Annotated in this window: 12 protein-coding genes; 2 read left to right on the plus strand and 10 right to left on the minus strand. The window is 61.7% G+C overall.

The annotated features are described in order from the left end of the window. Positions 1-69 precede the first annotated feature (69 nt). The 10 genes from brxL to ACYQ1H_RS01695 form a co-directional block, all read right to left on the minus strand. Positions 70-2,103, minus strand: coding sequence for a protease Lon-related BREX system protein BrxL (gene brxL / locus ACYQ1H_RS01650; protein WP_460026310.1), 2,034 nt, complete (start codon positions 2,101-2,103; stop codon positions 70-72). A 9-nt stretch (positions 2,104-2,112) separates the two neighbouring features. Next, complete coding sequence (gene pglZ, locus ACYQ1H_RS01655; protein ID WP_460026311.1) at positions 2,113-4,725, minus strand: BREX-1 system phosphatase PglZ type A; 2,613 nt, start codon at positions 4,723-4,725, stop codon at positions 2,113-2,115. Beyond that, positions 4,722-5,768, minus strand: a complete 1,047-nt coding sequence (locus tag ACYQ1H_RS01660) for a PDDEXK nuclease domain-containing protein (protein ID WP_460026312.1) — start codon at positions 5,766-5,768, stop codon at positions 4,722-4,724. Before ACYQ1H_RS01660 ends, pglZ begins: the two co-directional genes overlap by 4 nt. Before the next feature lie 7 nt (positions 5,769-5,775). Continuing rightward, complete coding sequence (locus ACYQ1H_RS01665) at positions 5,776-6,867, minus strand: PDDEXK nuclease domain-containing protein (protein WP_460026313.1); 1,092 nt, start codon at positions 6,865-6,867, stop codon at positions 5,776-5,778. 7 nt (positions 6,868-6,874) lie between these two features. Further along, complete coding sequence (gene pglX / locus ACYQ1H_RS01670) at positions 6,875-10,474, minus strand: BREX-1 system adenine-specific DNA-methyltransferase PglX (protein WP_460026314.1); 3,600 nt, start codon at positions 10,472-10,474, stop codon at positions 6,875-6,877. A gap of 9 nt (positions 10,475-10,483) precedes the next feature. Beyond that, positions 10,484-14,083, minus strand: coding sequence for a BREX system P-loop protein BrxC (gene brxC, locus ACYQ1H_RS01675; protein WP_460026315.1), 3,600 nt, complete (start codon positions 14,081-14,083; stop codon positions 10,484-10,486). A 31-nt stretch (positions 14,084-14,114) separates the two neighbouring features. Beyond that, a complete protein-coding gene (locus ACYQ1H_RS01680; RefSeq protein ID WP_460026316.1) occupies positions 14,115-14,558 on the minus strand; it encodes a DUF1788 domain-containing protein in 444 nt (147 codons plus the stop codon). A gap of 131 nt (positions 14,559-14,689) precedes the next feature. After that, on the minus strand, positions 14,690-15,295 hold the full coding sequence (locus ACYQ1H_RS01685) for a DUF1819 family protein (RefSeq protein WP_460026317.1): 606 nt from the start codon (positions 15,293-15,295) through the stop codon (positions 14,690-14,692). Positions 15,296-15,736: 441 nt separating this feature from the next. After that, positions 15,737-16,618 carry a 4-hydroxybenzoate octaprenyltransferase gene (ubiA, locus tag ACYQ1H_RS01690; RefSeq protein ID WP_460026318.1) on the minus strand — a complete coding sequence of 294 codons (882 nt, stop codon included), beginning with the start codon at positions 16,616-16,618 and terminating at the stop codon, positions 15,737-15,739. Then, a complete protein-coding gene (locus ACYQ1H_RS01695; RefSeq protein WP_460026319.1) occupies positions 16,615-17,199 on the minus strand; it encodes a chorismate--pyruvate lyase family protein in 585 nt (194 codons plus the stop codon). The genes ubiA and ACYQ1H_RS01695 overlap by 4 nt, the downstream gene beginning before the upstream one ends. Before the next feature lie 463 nt (positions 17,200-17,662). Between ACYQ1H_RS01695 and ACYQ1H_RS01700 the strand changes: the two genes are divergently transcribed. Together ACYQ1H_RS01700 and ACYQ1H_RS01705 are read left to right on the plus strand one after the other, a co-directional pair. Further along, positions 17,663-17,884 (plus strand): hypothetical protein, encoded by a 222-nt coding sequence (locus ACYQ1H_RS01700; protein WP_460026320.1) that lies wholly within the window; start codon positions 17,663-17,665, stop codon positions 17,882-17,884. A 499-nt stretch (positions 17,885-18,383) separates the two neighbouring features. Then, positions 18,384-18,680 carry an antibiotic biosynthesis monooxygenase gene (locus ACYQ1H_RS01705; RefSeq protein WP_460026321.1) on the plus strand — a complete coding sequence of 99 codons (297 nt, stop codon included), beginning with the start codon at positions 18,384-18,386 and terminating at the stop codon, positions 18,678-18,680.

Below are 18,680 nucleotides of genomic sequence, written 5' to 3' on the forward strand. Positions count from 1 at the left end.
GAATGTGTGCCGCCGCGTGCTTGACGACCGCCTTGCCGGAGAGGGCCTTTCAGGCGCATGTCTTCCGATTCATTCAACCCCGAGTGCCTTGAAGACGGCGTCTAGCGGATCCGAATAGAAACTCGTCTGAAATTTGGCAAACAGTTCGCCCGGTACCGTCGGAATATCCACGACGCTGGACATCGGCAGCAGCAGCCTTTTGGCGCCCGCATCAAACGCGACCTGCAGGCTCTCGGCCAGGTTGCGCACCTGCACCACGGTACCGCCGAGACTCATGTCGCCCATGATCACCATCTGGGGCTGCACGGGTTTCCGCAGGGCGACAGAACAGAGCGCGATGAAGCTGGCCAGCGTCAAGGCTTGTGGAGCTCCGGCATTTTGCAGTTCCACCAGGTGCAGGTGGAAGTCGAGTTCGCCGGGCTTGATCGAGGCACTCACCCGCGAGGCATTAGCCTTGAAGTAATCGTGCGCCACTCTGACCGGCTCCCTGGGCGCCGAGCCGGAGGCCGAAATCTTGCCACTGCCGGGAATGCTCTGAATTTCCAGCCGATAGGTCCCCGGCATTTCGGCGGTGCCCATGCTGATGGTGTGGAGCGTTCCCGGATTCAGGCGCCCGTCCGGAATCAGGGCGCCGCCGGATTGTTCCGGCACCGAGATGAAACGCTCCTGTCCGTCCTCGAGATCGATATAGGAAAAGTGGACATCGTAGAACTCCATGCCGCCGATCTTCTTCAACTGCTCCTTCACCCGGCGACGGGTTTCCAGAGCATATTCCAGACACTTCCGGACCGATTCCTTCCCATAGTCGCCGGCCGGGCAGATCAGCTTCAATAGGCCCGACACGGTCCGCCGCACGGCGATGGTGTCGCGCTGGTTCAGGTTGTTGCCCAGCCTGAACCACTTGTCGATGGCATCCGCAAAATTGACCTTGCGCATTTCCCGCAGGTACTCGGCCAGATAATCGACGATCAAGCCGTACTGATTAGTGAAGAACTCCGGCCGCATCTTCGGGATTTCCCAACCCGGGATGTAGGCATGGAAACGATCGAAGAACGCCGAATCGATCATGGCCTCGGGGAATGGCGCCAGCAGGTGCGATGTTTTCACCAGCGATTCGACACTCTGGTTGATGTTGCCGATGAAGACCAGGGAGGCGTTGGCGTTGATCGACTCGCGTCCGCGCGAGAAGGAGCCGGAAGCCATGTAATCCTTCATGATCTGGACGCCGTCATGATCCTTGAAGGTGATGCCGGACACCTCGTCGAAGGCCACCGTATCCCAGAGCCCCACCAGGCCGACTTTCCTGGCCCCCATGTTGTAGAACAGGTTGGCCACCGTGGTCTGACCGCCGGACACCAGGATGCTGTTCGGGCTGATCTCCTTGTAGATGTGGCTCTTGCCGGTGCCGCGTGGCCCCAGCTCGCAGAAGTTGTAGTTGTTTTCCACCAGCGGAATCAGGCGGGCCAGCAAGTGCCACTTCACCCGTTCCTTGAAACAGGACGGCTCCATGCCGGTCGATCGAATCAGGGCATCGATCCAGAGTTCCTCGGTAAACGCCTTGCGACCCTCGAACAGGCCCGGCATGTCCATGTTGGGCATCTGGATCGGTTTCAGATCCGTGACCAGAAACGGTGAACCCTTCTGATTCTCCTCGAACCGATAATGCAGCGTGACGATGCACCAGATGCCGCCCACCAGCAGCTTTTCGTACTGGCGCACGAACGCGTCGGAAATCTCGGCGTTCTTCACGCCCAGATTGGAGAGCAACGCCTCGTAAACGTCACGCTTTTCGTTGAGCTTGACGGTGACCTTATCGATGACCTTGTAGCTGCCGCTCTCGCGGATCTTGGACTTGATCTTCTCCGCCTCGTCGGGGCGCACGTAATTCTCGGCCAGGATGCGCTTGACATGGCTCAACCCCGACTCGAGAGTCGCCTCGTCGTCGGATGCGCAATACATGCCCAGCAGGTACTCCAGCACATAGACCGGGACGTTGGCCCCTTCCTTGATCAGCTTGGTGAGATCCTTGCGCACCACCTTGCCGGCAAAGTGGGTATTCAGCAGGGTATCGACGCTGGCCTCGGATTGCAGTGTTTCAGTCACGGTTCAGTCTCAAAAATCGTTGGCGAAGGCCAGGTCGACTTTCACCGGCAAGCGGATCACCTCCACCCTGGTCTGGGTATCGCGTGCGATCAGGAAGTAGTCGCGGGTCTTGTCGTAGTCTCCGGACTTCACCGTCAGGATCACGGAGCGCTTGCGCTCGTCCATCAGGTTGGAGGTACTGTCAAACGTCACCGATACCTCATCGCTGATCGGCTCCTCACCGTCACGCAGAGAGATCAGCACGCAGCGCGGCAAAACCCGCTCGGAAACCGGTTCGGTCTGGATAAACTCGAACCGTTGCTTATTCGTCACAACCTTGTTTGATGCGCCCAGTAGGCTGAATTCCACGGAACGGGTCCTGGCGGATTCCTTCTCACTCTCGCGCACGGTGATCACCGGAATGACGATTTCCTGCGGCATGGCACTGCCATGGACAAAACGGGCGCCGCCGGCAAAGTGAAAGCGCGCTGCACCGCGTGGGACAAGGAAGTCCATGCTGCCCTCGCCCGGCGAGGTGCCGGCAGTCACTGCCGTATTGCCGCACCAGGCTTTCGGATGGCTACCCAGTCCCTGGCCCAGCAGGTACCGCTTCTTGACCTTGAGGGTACCCTCCGGCTTCTCGCCCAGGGCGGATTTATCGGCCTCCTCCAGGGGGGATTCCTGATAGAGAAAGCCATGATCGGCCGTGATTAGCACCAGTGAACCGTTCAGGCTGTTGACGATGAAGCTGGTGAGCTGATTCAGTTCCGCCAGCGTCTGGGCCACGGCGTCGAAGGTTTCCCGCTCGGACCCCTGCTTGTCGCCCAGCATGTCGATCCTGTCGTGATAGACGTAAATCACCTTCCGGTCACGGACGAATTCGCGTCCCTTGTCCTTGCCCAGGGCCAATAACTCATCCGCCTTGATCGCCACGCCGGAGACCTTGGCCAGTTGCTGCCCGCGTTGCTCCACCGTGGCGACGATCGCCCCGTCCACCGCCACATCCGGATTCGCGTTCGGTTTGTAGTTCAGCGTCGCGTGAGGCAACAGGGCCGCCATGCCCAAGGCGGTATAGCTGGGCAACACGCCCAGCATGGGGGCAAGGGACGCCTTGAACCGACTCTTGCCGTTGATGTCCCGCGCCAGCTCCTCGGCGGCCTCATAGCGGAAGGCATCAGAAATCACCACGAACACCCGACGGATGCCGCTGTCGAGGTGAACCTTGACCTGATTGGCATAGAAATCCTGCTGGTTGATCCAGCCTGGCACTTGCCAGAGCGCCAGCAAACCGCCATCGCCTTCGAGGATCGGGTTCCAGGCCGAGCCTAGTTGCGGGATGAACCAGCCGGAATAGGCGCTTTCGATGCGCTCACGCAATTCGTGCAGCAACGCCCAGCCCATCGGCTCCACCGCATCGGCGGCGTGGTTCATCTGACGATAAAGCTGATCGAAACGGAACAGTTCGTCCCGGTAGGCGGATAGGGCTGCTTCGGCGTGGGCGAAACTGAATCCACCCTTGTGCCGCGCCGCCAGCTCCAGGAAAGCGGCACCCGCTTCCAGTGCGTCGTAGCAGGCGGCCAGGGCGCGAGTGGTCGGGCTCGCATGGGCCAGCAACTTGCTGGCCCAATGTCCATCCCGGCGACGGGCCATCAGGGCGCGCAAGGAATCCATGTCAGCCCCCTCGCCAGCGATGATCCGCGCCTTGATGTCCTGGATGATGCGCCGCTCGACCTCCTCAAAGGTCATGGCCTCCAGCAGGTCGTCGGCGGAGAGTGGGGCCAGCAGCCCGGATAAGCCCAGTTCCCGCCCCACGGCGCCGGACAGTGCGTCGTAGCTGGTGAAGTGTTGCAGATGCGAACGCCACCCCGAGGCAAATACGCAGGCATTGGCCGCCCGCGCCGCATCGGTCAGAACGAAATGGCCGAGCTGGGCCGGCAACGCCGACCGCAACGCCCGGGCAAAATCCGTCACCAGCATGCGGAACAGCAAGTCCCGCAGTGACGGTTGATCTCCTCGGTAGCCGAACGCAGCCGAGATCAGCGACCAGAAGGCCGGCTCCAGATCATTGCCCACGATTTCGCTCCATGCCTTGGACTCGGCATCGATATGGGCCACCCCATCCACAACCATGCCCGCGAACAGACGCAAAAGAATGGCACTGAGGTCAGCCGGTTCCGCCTTGACCAGCACGGCAATCATCTTCCGGTCCAGATCCTCGGCGGTGTCTTGCGGCAAGACCAACCGCTTCAGGCGCTCGACCCGATCCCGACCGCCCAGGAACACGGATCGGGCCTTGAGATGATCCCGCAACTGCTGACTGACCAGCCCCAGATCCTCCAGCAGCAGCGAAGCATGGTCGGCCCGAAAAGCCTTGCTGCGCAGTCGCACGTCGAGCAACCAGTCATGCGCCGGTTCCGGCTCGGGTTTCGTGCCGTACAGCAGGAACCGCTCGCCCGGGCTGGCCCGCTCCAGTTGAATCTTGATGCCGAGGGCGGGCATGGCATCCATGCTCAGCAAGCTTATGCCCTCGGGCGTCAACTCAGCGACGGAGGACACGAACTCGCCATCGGGATCATGCCAGAACACCACGGCATGCGTGGCAAACAGGTTGCCGAGAGCGGCGATGATGCGGGGTTGGGTCATGAAGGGTTGCTTTCCTCGTTCGGGCTGGCCTCGTCCTGCAACTCGGCCTCGATCTGATCAATGCTCGGAAAGTAACGCGCCAGATCATCCGGCAATTGCAGCTTGTATTCGGCCACCCCAATGGGCTGGGTCATGCCACGCAGGGCATATTCGGCGACGATGCGATGTTGCTGCTTGCACAGAAGCAGGCCGATGGTGGGTTGGTCGTCAGCGCCCTTCAGATGCTCATCGACCAGGGTGACATAAAAATTGAGCCGGCCGGCGTGTTCCGGCTTGAAGGCGCCGCCCTTGAGTTCCACCACCAGGAAGCGGTGCAGGCGGTAGTTGTAGAACAACAGATCGACGTAGAAGTCCTCGCCATCGACTTCCAGGTGAACCTGGCGGCCGGCGAAGGCAAAGCCCTCGCCCAGCTCCATCAGCAGCCGGGTGACATGACGCACCATGGCCCCCTCGATCTCTCGTTCCAGCGCTTTCTCGGACACGCCGAGAAAGTCGAACAGGTAGGGATCCTTCAGGGTTTGTTGGGCCAGTTCCGAATCCGGCGACGGCAAGCGCTGCTCGAAATTGGTCACGGCGTTGCCGGAACGCAGATGCAGTGCGGTCGAGATGTGGTGCCACATCACGTTGCGGGACCAGCCGTTCTCGATGGCCTTGGCGAGATACCATTCCCGCTCCGGGCGGGTCTTCAGCTTGTCGAGCAAGGTGACCTGATGGTACCAGGGTAATGGTGCAAGCACCTCTTGCACACATTCAGGGTCTGGCCAGGCCTCGGCAAAACTGCGCATGTACAGGAGGTTCCGGCGGGAAAAACCCTTCATGTCGGGAAAGGCGGCCTGGAGGTCCTTTGCCAGTTGCTCAATCACCTTGGCGCCCCAGCCTTGGGCCTGTTGGCGTTCAAGGATGTCGCGGCCGATGTGCCAATAGAGCAGGATCAGTTCGCGGTTGACCGAGAGGACAGCGCGCTGCTGGGCCGACTGGATGCGCTGCTTGAGGTCAGTGAGCCAACAAGCATAGTCAGTTGAGGGTGAAATGTGCGGTTGCATGGACCCGTTATGCATGTCCGTCCCCAATTTCCTGCAACTGCCGCAAATCCTGTTCAATTTCTTCCACCGTCGGCAATGCACCCTTCAGGTTATCGGGCAAGGCTTCCGCCAGAGTGTATTCGCTCACACCCATCGGTTTGTTCATGTCGCGCAGGGCAAACTCCACCTCGATGTTGTTCTTGTCGCGGCACAACAGCAGGCCAATGGTGGGTTGATCGTCTTCGCGTTTGAGCAGGCTATCGACGGCCGAGAGGTAGAAATTGAGCTTGCCGGCATATTCCGGGATGAATTTGCGGTTCTTCAGTTCCACCACCACATAGCATTTCAGTGTCACGTGGTAGAAGAGCAAATCGATGTAGTAATCGTTACCGGCGATTTCCATGTGGAACTGACGGCCGATGAAGGCAAAGCCCTTGCCCAGCTCCAGCAGAAACTGGGTGATGTGCCGGGTGAGTTGGCGCTCGACGTCCCGCTCGTTGTAGGGCTCGGGCATGGCCATGAAGTCGAAGGTGTACGGGTCCTTCAGGGTCTGCTGGGCCAGGTCGGACTGGGGCGGGGGCAAGGTGCGGGAGAAGTTGGTCACCGCCTTGCCGGCACGGGCGTGCAATCGGCTCTTGAGTTGAAGTGCCAGCACATCGCGGCTCCAGCCGTGGGCGAGCGTATGCTCGATGTAAAACCGGGCCTCGTCCACGCTGTTGCACTTGGTGAAGATCTGGATGTTGTGGCCCCAGGGGATTTGGTCAACAGCCTGTTGACCAAATGGCAGACCGCTGCTGTCTGGCGCCGCGGCCTCGCCCGCCTGTCCATAGAACTGGAAAAAGCGCAGGCAATACTTCAGGTTGGACGTCGACAGCCCCTTGATGTCAGGAAATGCCCTCTGTAGATCCGCCGAGAGTTGAGGAATGAGTTTGTCTCCCCATTGGCGGTGTGCCTGTTGGTGGGCAAGCATCGCCCCCAACTCCCAGTAGAACAGGATCAGCTCGCGATTGGCCGAGAGCGCCATGCGCAGTCGCGCCGAGACGACACGCTGCTTGATGGTGTTCAGCCACGCCTGGTAGTCGGCCAGGGCGTCGGGCTGCAGCGTCAGCGGGTTGGTCATGGCCGGCTCACTCATCGCCCGCCCCACCCGTCACCGCCTTCACCTCTGCCAGCAAATCCCCGAACTTGCCGTAGTTCACCTTCACCCCGTCATCCAGGTCGAGCTGGATGCGCAGGTCGGCGTGGTGGCGGAGCTTTTCGTCGTAGGCGAGGAGTTCGACGTGTTTTTTGCGTAGTTTTTCGATCTGCTTGTTGATTTTGTTGCGTGTTGCGGTCGACGCTGATTCTGCGTCTTTTTCCAGCATGTCGATGCGGGCCTGGAGCTTGCCGGTGAGGGGCACGACGTATTCCGCGCGCAGGCGGGCGAGTGTGCCTTCGTGGTAGCGGTGCAGGTAGACCAGCGCCTGGAAGGCGCCCTGTTTGCCGCTGGAGAACAGCCAGTAGATCGGGCGCTTCTTGTAGGTTTGCAGGTGGTCCTTGAAGAACTTGTCGGCCAGATAGCGGCGGATCGTCTCGTCCGGCGTTTCACTGACTTTGGGGCCCAGGCTCTCGGCGAGCCAGGCCATGTTCTCGTCCAGCGTGTCGGCGCCCCACACGGCGCGCAGGAACTCGTGCACGCGGTGGGCCGCGTCGTCCTCGAACCAGAACTCGTCGGTGATCGGCACGATGCCGTCTGCGTCGGCCGGGAAGGTCTTGTAGCGGGTCGCATCGAAGCCCTCGTTGCCGGCGTGAGCGTAGATCAGGCCGGGTTCGTCGAGGCTGTAGCGGCCCATCATGCAGCCGATGGCGTAGGAGATAAGTTCCGCCACGGTGTCTTGACGGAAGCGAGTCCATTGCTCCTCTTCGGTGAGAGTGCCGCCGTAGCGATAAGCGGGGTTCACCGTCAGGGTGATTTGTTCGATAGGGACGTCTGGTGCCAGCTCGTCAGCGAGACCGTAAGCATCGATGAAGATGCGGTTGTTTTCCACTTCGAGCCGCTGCATCTCGGCGATGGTGGCGTGGTTTTGTGCGATCCAAGCGGTGTAGCTTGATTCGAGAGTCTGGGCGAGACCGCCCTCTGCACCCAGTAGGGGCAGAGTACGGAAGTCCCAAGAGCGCTCATAGGCATTCCAGTCCCATTTTGAGATATCTATTAGCTGCCTCGCTGAAGCTACTCCAAGGCTAGGTGCAACTGGTATTCTTCCAATATCTCCTGGATTCGCGTTTAGCGTCGGGTTCAAGACCTTGGCTAGAGCCGCATGAACCTTGGAATTAAGTAGTGCCAGATACAGTTCAACACGGTGCTCATCTGAGCAGAATAGTGCATTCGATGCAGAGCTAAAAAGAAACCCTTTTGGCAGGTGGCGTATCGAAAAAAGGCCGCTCGTTATCGACGTCCATGACAGACCAGGTTTGAAGATGAATTCCAGATTCAGATTAACAGCACGAATGCGTCCGCTTTCATGCTCCTCCGTTTGCAATCGCTTTCCGTCTAACTGCCAATTCACGATGTCATCGTAGTGACCGTACCACTTGCGGTATGCGCCACCATTTGCATATGGGAACCACTTTAAACCTGAGTTTTTGGCTTCAATTCTGGTCTTACCAACTCCCACGTGGTTGACCGACACTTCATGCCAAGCACGAACAAATTCCGCATTCAGCCCAGTTGCCATCCCCTTTCTCGTTGAACAGTCTGAATCCAGGGACCGCCCTACCTCGAACGCATGCAAAACTCGCTCACTTACCCAGTATGCCAAAGGACTTCCTGGAATTTTCTTGAAGTCATCTGGCTTGGCAGTGTAGCGCCAGTCGCAGTTCTTATTCTGAATCGCCTCTAGCGTTTTCGGCCCCTGCTGGTCTGCACCCTTGAAATCTGACAGGCGCACATAGGAGCCGATAAATTGCGCTAGATGTTGCTTACTTATCGTGAAGGTGCAAATGGGCACCGTTGCACCATCAAAGCCGGAGTATTCTAGTTGCACTAATGTTGCCAAGGTGGCGTGGTCGATGAAATGGCTGCGGAGTTCTTCGTAGGATGAAATGAACATCCATACGAATGGCGACATGAATCCAAGCTGGCCGGTAGGTTTCGCAAGAGATAAATCACGTATCATGAAGGCCGAAAACAGGTCCTTCTCATATCCTGCATAGTGGGCCTTCAGGTAGCTTTTCAGCACGGGCGTCAGGTACTTGCTCCCCATATACGGCGGGTTCGCCACCACCGCATCGAACTTCCGCCCCAGCACCCTCGCCTGCTCCACCAGCGCCATCAAATCCTGCGCCGCCGCCTGCGCATACAGATCTCCGGTCTCGTTCGCCTTCCCCAAGGCCTCCGCCAGCGCCGGCAGTTGCGCGTTCAGCGCGTCCGGAATCTGGATCAGCGAGCCGAAGGTTTTGGCGTGTTGGAAGGTGTCGAGCAGCGTCTTGACGGTGCTGCGCTGCACGCCAAAGGGCGCAAGGTGGGTGGCGAGTTCGTCCAGGTCCAGCCCCTTGCTCTCCTGCAGGCTCAGCACATTGAGCCGGGGCGGGTCGTTGAACAGGCGGCGGTCGTCGGCGCGTGCCTTCATCAGCAGCGCGAAGCCGGCGAGCTGCGCGGCGCGGTCGTCGATGTCGAGGCCGTAGAGGTTCTTGTCCAGGATCAGGCGCGGGATGTCGCGCAGGCGGTAACCGCGTTCGAGGTAGATGCCTTTGAGCAGCGCGTAGGCTTCGACCAGTATGTGGCCGGAGCCGCAGGCGGGGTCGAGCACGGTGATGGATTCGGGATTCAGGCTGCCGCCGTCCTCGGCCATGCGGGTCTGGATGAGGGCGTCGAGTTGGGCGTTGACCTCGGGGGTTTGCTCGGCCGGCTCGATGTAATACGGCCACTGGCTCTTGAGGCTCGACGCTGGGTTGGCCATCAACCAGAGGCGGCCGACGCTGTTCTGCACCAGGTACTGGACGATCCAGTTGGGCGTAAAAAGCTGCGTGGCGGCGGGGATGTCCTCAGCTCTAACCACCTTGCCGATGACCTGGTCCTTCTTCTCGCTGATGTAGAACTGGTAGAGCCAGCCAATGATCTCGACCTCGGCCCAGTCTTCTTCCGGGATCTCGGCGACCAGCTTGGCGATGACGGAGTCGGTGCGCAGCAGGTTGTCGGGCAGCAGCAGCTCGGTTTCGTCGTCGATGCGCTCGAAGAGGAAGGGCATGGCGGCACTGAGCGCGTTGCACTGGGCGACCAGCAGCAGGCGGTAGAGCTCGCCGTCCTGATTGCCGGCCAGTTTCATGTCGGCAACGGGCTGGGCTTTGAGGCCGGGGAGCACGCCGACCAGTTCGGTGGCGTGGGCCAGAATGTCCGGCAAGCCGCCTTCGCGGCTGGACAGCACGCGATGGCCGTGGCCGAGATAGTCATGGATCTCCATGTAGCGCAGCGCGGCGAAGCGGTTGAACCAGGTGTAGGCGATGGCGTCCAGGGTGTGGGCAAAGCCGTCCTTCTGCAGGCGCTGAATCAGCCGCTCGCGTTGCGGATATACCTTGCCCGGCCAGGCCTGCCCGGCAATCAGTACGAGGTCGCCGGTTTTCTCGGCGGGGGCGATGTCGAGCTGGTCGTTCGTTTCCGAGATACCCAACTGATGGGCCCGCGCCGTCACGGCGGCGATGAAATCCTTGCGCGCCTGCGGGGCGTAGGTCTTGAGCTTGGCTTTGTTCATGGGGACTGCTTATTGGATGCGGGCGCGCTTTCCGGACTGGATGGCGTCGAGTAACTCTGCCTTGAGTCTGGCCACAAAGACTTCGACCTCAGCCTCGGTTTCCAGGTAGATCGTAGGCGATAACTCGGCGGCGCGGATCACTTGGGATAGCTTGGGTTGCGGCACGGGCGGTGTCGGTGGGGTTGCCGGTTTACCTGGCCCGGGTGGCGACACGGGTTTCGCCAACGCGGACTGGATGACGAGCATAGCGTCGTCGAGCAGAGTGCCGCCCTGTTCCTGCAGGTAAAGGATTTTCGGAATGCTGGACAAGCCCGCTACCCGGGTTTTCAGATCCTGGAGCGGGTGCAGCGCCTTGTTGCGCAGATCAGCGTCGGCCTGGACCTGATCCAGGGATTTCCCGACCTCGGCCAGCTGGGCGTCGATGGATTTCAGCGCCTGTTCCCGCTTGTCCTGGGCTGCGGCCTCGTTCACCGAATCGACGGTCTTGATCAACCCGTCGATCCGTGACACCTGTCCGTAAGGTGCCGGGTTCTCCCGAATCGCTTCCAACTCGGCCAAGGCGGCCGCGCTGGCGGATGCCTTGAGCAGCAGGTCGCGGTTGTCGCCAAATCCCGTCAGCGCCTCCAGCAGTTTGCGCCACGTCGGCAATTGGGTCTTGTAGAAACTCACGACGTCGTGGATGTCGTCGCTGGTGTCCAGCCAGTCATGTCTGGCGGTCAGCATGGCGTCAATGAACCCGAAGGCGTCACGGATCGCCAGTTGCCTGCCGATGCGGGTCATGGCGGCGTCGATGACATCCTTGCCGGGGTGGTACTTGATGGCGGCGGTTTGCTGGTGGCTGGCAAGAGCGGACTGCCAATCACCCAGGGCGGCACGAAAATCCGCGATCAGGCCATCGGTGTCTTCACGGGCGATTCTGGAGAACAGTTGCTTGTACAGGTCGCGGGCACGGTTGATCGCGGCGGTGTCCGGCACCTTCTTCTTGAGGATGGACACCTGCCTGAAGCGCACGGATTTGGTGAGTGGGTCGACGGCGCTTTTGGGGTCGAGATCGTTGCCTTCACAGACCAGTTTGATTTCACCGGCCATGAACAGACGCGCCACCAGCAGCACGACTTCCCATTCCGGCTTCCAGCCCCAGGGACTGCCGGTGAAACGGTCGACCACATCCGACAGAAGCACGCGCTCGGCACTGGCCTTGAGCAGGAGGTACTCGCGCAGCTCCTTGATCGCGAGCGGGTTGCCTTCCTCGCCATCCGGGTAGAGGGTGAACTGGCCGATGTCATTGATGGCCAGCACGGCCTTGATTTCGGCGATGGGATCGGCCTGCCTGACCTTCAGATAGGGGAGCTTGGTGTAGGTGTTGGCAATCAGGTAGTTCACCAGCTCGTCGAGCAGGATGGCCGGCGTTCCGGCCTTGATCCGAGGCTTCTGGCCCAGCGCGTAAACGTCGCCGGTCAGCAGCATCTCGCGCAATTGCGCGAGCAGGCGGGCCCGGCGTTCGCGGTTCTCGTCCTTGCGATCCATGAGGATGCGCCTGAGGCTGGCGGCGGCGGTGCTGGCCTTGGGACTTTCGATGTATTTCTCGATTTGCAGGTAAAGCGTCAGCTCGATGTCCAGCCGCTCGCCTTCCGCCATGCGGATGAGGGCGCGGCCACCGGACTCGGCACTGCGCAGGACGCATTTGGCATCGGTGAGGGTTTCGTCGTCATCGCCCAGCGGGGTCACGACGTCAAGACTGAGCGCATGGCTGGCGTGCTTCCAGGGCACGCCGTCGAGCAGACGGTTGAATTCGTAATCGGCCCTGGTGTCCCGGTGCCGGACCTTGGTCTGGCCGCCGAGAAGGTCGTCAAACACCAGTTCGCTCAACAGCCTTGATTTCTCGCTGGCGGAAATGTCGATGTGGCCAATTTCGCGGGCGACATCCCGCTCCTCGTTGGTAAGGAAAAACCAGAGATCGCCATTGCGGCTGACCAGCCGCTGCTGCTCCAGGCGAGCCAGACTTTCCTGAATGCCGCGCTTGAGCGAGAGTTTGTCGGTGTCGATCTGGTCGACGCAAAGAGTCGCCAGGTTATCGATGTTGGGCTTGATGATGTCCGGGATATGGCGGATCAGGAACAGGGCCTTGAGCAACAGGACATCGAAGGCTTCGAGGGCGGAATTGCCGGGGGCCTCATCGATGGAGCGCTTGGCGCTGGTATCGATGAAACTTTCGATGCTGGGATAGAAGTCATGGAGCGGGACCAGCGCGTCGATGTCGCGATCCGCGTTGCGCACGGCGGCCGACTGAAAGGCGTCGAGCAGGGAGCGTTCGCCCTTGGACAGGTGCTTGCCGGTGGCGCCGACCTTGCGAATCGATTCGAAGATCTTCTGCAGCAGCGCAAACTGGTAGGGCGCAAAGGGATAGCAGGCGACAAACTCGGCGGCATCCTGGTAACTCTTCATGGTGACCGAGTTGCCGATGAAGGCCAGCTGGTTGTTGATGATGTCGCCTTTACGCTCAAAGCGATCACGCAAGGCACCATGCGCCGCTTCGGTTTTGGCCAGCAGCCGCTCGCTGATCACCTCGTCGGTATTGGAACTGGCCAGCGACAGGCGGGTGTGGAAGCGCCCCTGAATCTTGGAAAAATCCTGCGACCTGGCCTTGTTGGCTTCGCCGATGGCGGCATCGATGTCTTCCTGGCTGGTGACGATGACCCAGGCGCGGCCCTGACAGAGGGTGCCCAGCTGCTCGGTGATGGTTTGCAGCGTGAGCATGAGCTGGGTGTTGTCGCCGATGAATTGCCCGACCTCGTCGACCAGGAAGATGATGCGGTGACCCGCTGGCCGGGTTTCCAGATAATCCCGGATCATTCGGGCCAGACCCTCGATGTTGATCCGGAAGGTGTCGCGGGCATTGTCGAACCAGGCGGCGGCCGAGGCCTCTGATTGATTCAGGGCCTTGGCCAGGGCTGCGACGACATCGTCGCGGAGAAAATCCACCGCATCGCGTTCGGCATCCCAGGTCGAGCCATTCTTCTCGGCAAAGGCGGTTTTGAAGGTGTCGTAGACGCCCTTGCTGACCAGGTAACGCTCCATGTCGGCGACATGCGGCGCATCGCCGCTGTAGCCGAGCTTTTCGTTGAAGACGCGCAGGAAGACTTGCAGGATCACGTCGCGATCAGACTTGCTATCGGCCTTGGCATCGATGTTGAAGAGCATCACATCCGCATTGCCCCGGGTGGCACGCTGCAGATCGGCGAGGAGCATGGGGTCCCTGATCTTGGATTGATCAAAGAAATCGGCCGCCCGCTTCGTCGTGCCATTCTTCGGGTTGATCGCCTGGATGTTTTCCAGCAGGTAGGAGAGGATCTTGATGAAATGGGACTTGCCCGACCCGAAGAATCCGGACACCCAGACACCCATGCGGGCGGAGAGCACCGGGTCGTTGGGATGGTCGGCCGCCGCCAAATAGGCATCAAAGAAGCGCCGGAAGTATTCGGTGAGCTGCCGGGTGACAACGTATTCATCAAGTTCCTGCCAGATGCTTTCGGCGTCGCGCTGATCGGCCTTGATGACGCCATTGATCGGGCGGTCGATGGGTTTGGTGAAGAGTTCCCTGATGTTCATGGTCCGGTTTTCCGTCTTGGCTCGTCCAGGATTAGGGGATCAGTCGGAAGGCCCGGTAATAGTGGTCTTCCGACAGCTTGTTGAAGAGTCGCAGGGAGTAGCCGTCATACTTGCCGGGAAAGAACATGACCAGCGGCGTGTCTTTCATGAGCGGATGCAGGGCGGACAGCAGCGTGTGGGTGCGGATCATCGGATATGCCGCCCCGACGTTCCACAGCATCAGCAAGTCGAGATGGCTGATGTCATGCCGGGCCACCAGCCGTTCGGCCAGCCGATCTTCCTTGAGAACCCTGCGGAGAGACTCCAGGGTTTTGGCGTCGCCCTGGGTGCGCTGCATGTCCAGCGCCCTGTCCAGCAGTCTGCGATCCTCCAGCAGCCCGATGGTCAGATCGAAGAGGTTGACGGCGGAACTGCGAATGGCCGGTTGGTGCTTTTCCAAAGCGGGCATTACTACCTCGCGAAGAAAAGCACGCATGGCCATTTCCTCCTCTGGCGGGTAATCAAAGATCCAGAAGCCGATCTCATTGCCCAGGCCTTGATTCCGGAGAAAGTCCGGAGACGTCAATTTTGGCAGGATGCCGTTCAGCCGATCTTTGAAGCTGCCACTCAAGTTTCTATCTCCATGATGGCGAGAATGTCGCCCCAGCCGAGGCTGTTGAGGTGTCTTGCAACGAGCGGGTGCACGTGGGGAACCGTCAGTTCCAGGCCCCGGGTCGATTTCAGGTAACCGGCTTCCGCGAGAATGCGAACGACTACCTGGAAAACCTTCTTGCGGGTGCTCTCCGACCATTCGGAGACGATCGGATCCCGATGTTCGCACTCAACAAGGAAATCTCCCCAGCTTTTCGCATCCAGCGTCCTTTCCAGTCGACGGAGCCGTTCGCGATAGACATCGTTCAGATAATCACCCAGCAAACGGCTGTGCTTGACGGCGCAGGCAAACAGGATTTGCAAAGCCACTTCTCTGGTGCCCTCGGCCACCAGCCGTAACGTCTCTTGGCGGGCACCCGCAAATCGGTTGCGGATAAGACGGGCTATCCGCCTGGCGGTCGCAGGCTTGTTTTTTTGGAGAAGGTTTTCCTCGAGGCTGAATGCCCGTCGCCAAGCCGCCTGATCCGGGTCGGTTAGCATGAAGGCGGCTATGCGCCGGCTTTCCGGCAACATCAGGGAGCCGGCCGAGACTTCGGCATTATAAAGATTCGGATCTCTCATCCTGCACGCAACATGACTTGTCTTATGGGCTTGCGAACTGGGGCTTCCGGGTTACCGCCAGTCAACAAGGTCATGCCACTCTCGCGCCGTCTGCCTGAGGGGAGGGGAGAGGGGCGGGTGGGGGATATCCAGGTGGCATGACGTTGTTGGCACCCTTCATCGGCACAACCGCTGAACATGATCTGGGTCAGGCATCCCGACTAAGCCGGCAATCCGGATGATCCGTCGGCTGATCCCTTGGTGGCCGGAGTCGCTCGGGTGCCCGCCGCAGGTCGAGGCCGGTACCGACGGTATTGCCCCTGGCCTAGCCGTTCCACGAGGAATCCAGAGCCATTCAGGTCAAGGCGTGTCGGCGCGGTCGACTTCTGGGTACCGGTGGGGGCGCCAAGGCGCGATGCCGCCGCCGGGCCACCTCTCGCCGCCGTCAGCCGCCGGGGCCCATCAGCGCAGCGCGTAATCCAGTGCGATGCCGGCGAAGAGGGTGGCGCCGAACCAGTGATTGTTGAGAAAGGCGCGAAAGCAGGCGGACCGTTCCCGGTTCCAGGTCAGCCACTGCTGGTAGGCGAACAGCCCGCCCCCGGCCAGCAAGCCCAGCTGGTAGGGCAGGCCCAGGCCGGCGTTGCGGCCGACGGCATGGAGCACCGCCAGCAGGCCGGCCTGCAACAGGCCGATGATCAGCCGGTCGTGGCGGCCGAACAGGATGGCGGTCGACTTGACGCCGATCTTCAGGTCGTCGTCGCGATCGACCATGGCGTACTGGGTGTCGTAGACCAGCGCCCAGAGGATGGCGGCCAGGAACAGCAGCCAGCCCAGCGCCGGGATGCCGCCGGTCTCGGCGGCAAAGCTCATCGGTACCGCCCAGCCGAACGCCACGCCCAGGTAGGCCTGCGGCAGATGCGTGTAGCGCTTGGTGAAGGGATAGCTGGCGGCCAGGAAGGCGCCGGGCACCGCCAGGGCGATGGTCAGGGGGTTCATGAACAGGACCAGGGCCAGTGACAGCAGGCACAGGCCGACGAACAGCCACAGCGCCTCGCGGGGCTTCACCTCGCCCGCGGCGATGGGGCGCAGGCGGGTGCGTTCCACATGCGGGTCGAAATCGCGGTCGGCATAGTCGTTGATCACGCAGCCCGCCGAGCGCATCAGCACCGTGCCCAGCACGATGACAGCCACGACCCGGGCCTGCGGATGTCCCGACCCCGCGATCCACAGCGCCCACAGCGCCGGCCACAGCAGCAGGAAGATGCCGATCGGCTTGTCCAGGCGCATCAGGCGCCAGTAGGCATCGAGCTGGCGGCGCCAGCCGGGCGTGGCAGGTGTGTTCATGGCGGCAGGGTCCTGGCAGTGAGCTGCATGAGTTCGGGCAGAAAGAATTCCGCAACCAGCAGGGTGTGATCCCTGCCCAGACTGTAGAGCGAGCGGCGACCCCAGATGGGCGCCGAACCGCTGTCGAAGGCGCCGGCGAGCCGCTGTGCCGGCTCGACGCGGGTGACGTGCAGGTCCAGCCGTTGCAGCCGGGGATCGGCAAACAGGAGATGCCCCAGCGGGCGGTTGCCGAGCCGTGCCAGACGCCGATCCGCGCCATGCAGGGTATGCAGGGGGATGATGCTGCGGGCCACCACCAGCGGCCGGTCGGTATCCTGCAGGCTGACTTCGCGCACCAGCGCACGCTGGCCCGGTCGCAGACGCAGCAAGCGTGCCTCTTCCGCGAACGGCTTTTGCCAGGCCTGGTCCAGCACGACCAGCCTGAAACTGTCGCCGCACAGCCGCCGCAGGCGCAGGGTCAGCGAGCCCGCTTCCTGCAGCCAGGATTGCAGCTCGCCCGGGGCGGCGGCGCTCGCCGATGAGCCGGGACATGCCCGCCGCCAGCGGAGAGGCCGGGTAAAGAGCTGGCTGGGGCGCTTCAAGACGGTTTCCCAAAAAGCCGCCATTTTAGCAGCCCGCTACCCGCGAGCGGTCGGACACGGTGGCGGCGGGTGCCTGCTGCCGCGAATGCCGTGGGGCGATGCGGCAAATGGCGCAGCGACTGCGGCATTTGGCCCAGGCGCGCCATCCGGGGTTCGCCGGCCCGGGTCAGGCCGGCCCGTCCTGTCGATGGCGTGACTTTTGCTATCGCGGTGAGGGGGTGGCCGCATGGCCAGCAGCCTTACAACAACAACGACGTCCAAGGAAAAACCACATCATGAAAAGCTCCCTGTTGACCTTCCTCTCCCTGCCTGCCGCCCTGCTGCTGAGCGGGCCGGCCAGCGCCGTCTGCACCCAGCAGGATGTGAGGGGACCTGGATCACCTATCAGTCGGCCTTCATCGTCCAGGAGGGTGCGCACGTCGGCCAGTGCCGGCTGGTGGTCGACAAGGCTGGAAACGTCCGCATGGACCTGGGCAGCTACTGCGAATTCGTGACCTTCAACACGCCCCAGATTGCCACCGAGGGTACCTTCAAGGTCAACCGCAACTGTAGCGCGGACATCAACCTGAGCGTCGGCGGCCTGGCCGCCCAGGTGCAGGTGACGCGCGACAAGCAGATGTATGCCGGCCGCTTCCAGGCCCAGGACGGCGCGGTATCGGGTACCACCAGCGGCGTCAGGCAGTAGGCCTGCAGCGACGCCTCGGCGCACTCGCCCGGCAGCGCACGCCAGCCGGGCGACGTCGCCATCCCCGAACCCGCCGGGCCGCGTAGCCCGGGTGTCTTCCCGCGGTAATCTCGCGCCGCTATCGTTCCCGCATCGCGCATGTGCCCTGCGGGCGCCCTCGCCAGCCGGCCCGCAGGGGACGGACGGTTTTCCCCGCATGTTGCCCGCAGGGTGTGGAGGCCACCCGAGCCGGGCTTCCGCCCGCGCCATGCGGGACGCGAAAGCCGGCCTGGCGTGTCCCGCCATTCGACCTGAGGGGACAAGGTAGGCGAAAATAGGCGCCGGTCTCACCGGCCCGACAGGCGCACCTCGGCCGGGTCCTTCCGGCCGCCGCGATACGCCGGGCCAGGGCCGGCATTTCCCACCGGCGGGGTGCCGGGAGACGGGCGGCAGCCCTCACGCCGGCGCAGGGGCTCCGTCCCCCGTTGTCACACACCCCATCCAGCAAACGGCCATCACCATGCATGTCACCCTCGTCCATGTCCATGTCAAACCCGAATCGGTTCCGGCCTTCCTGGCCGCGACCCGGCTGAACCATGAAGCCTCGGTGCGGGAGCCCGGCAACCGGCGCTTCGACGTGCTGCAGGATCCCGCCGACGTCACGCATTTCATCCTCTATGAGGCCTATGCCAGCGCCGAGGACGCGGCGGCGCACAAGCAGACGCCGCACTACGCCGCCTGGCGCGATACCGTCGCCGAGATGATGGCCCGGCCGCGGCAGGGCGTGCCCATGCAGGGCCTCTACCCGGCGGGCTGA

This window comes from Methyloparacoccus murrellii (assembly GCF_054657115.1).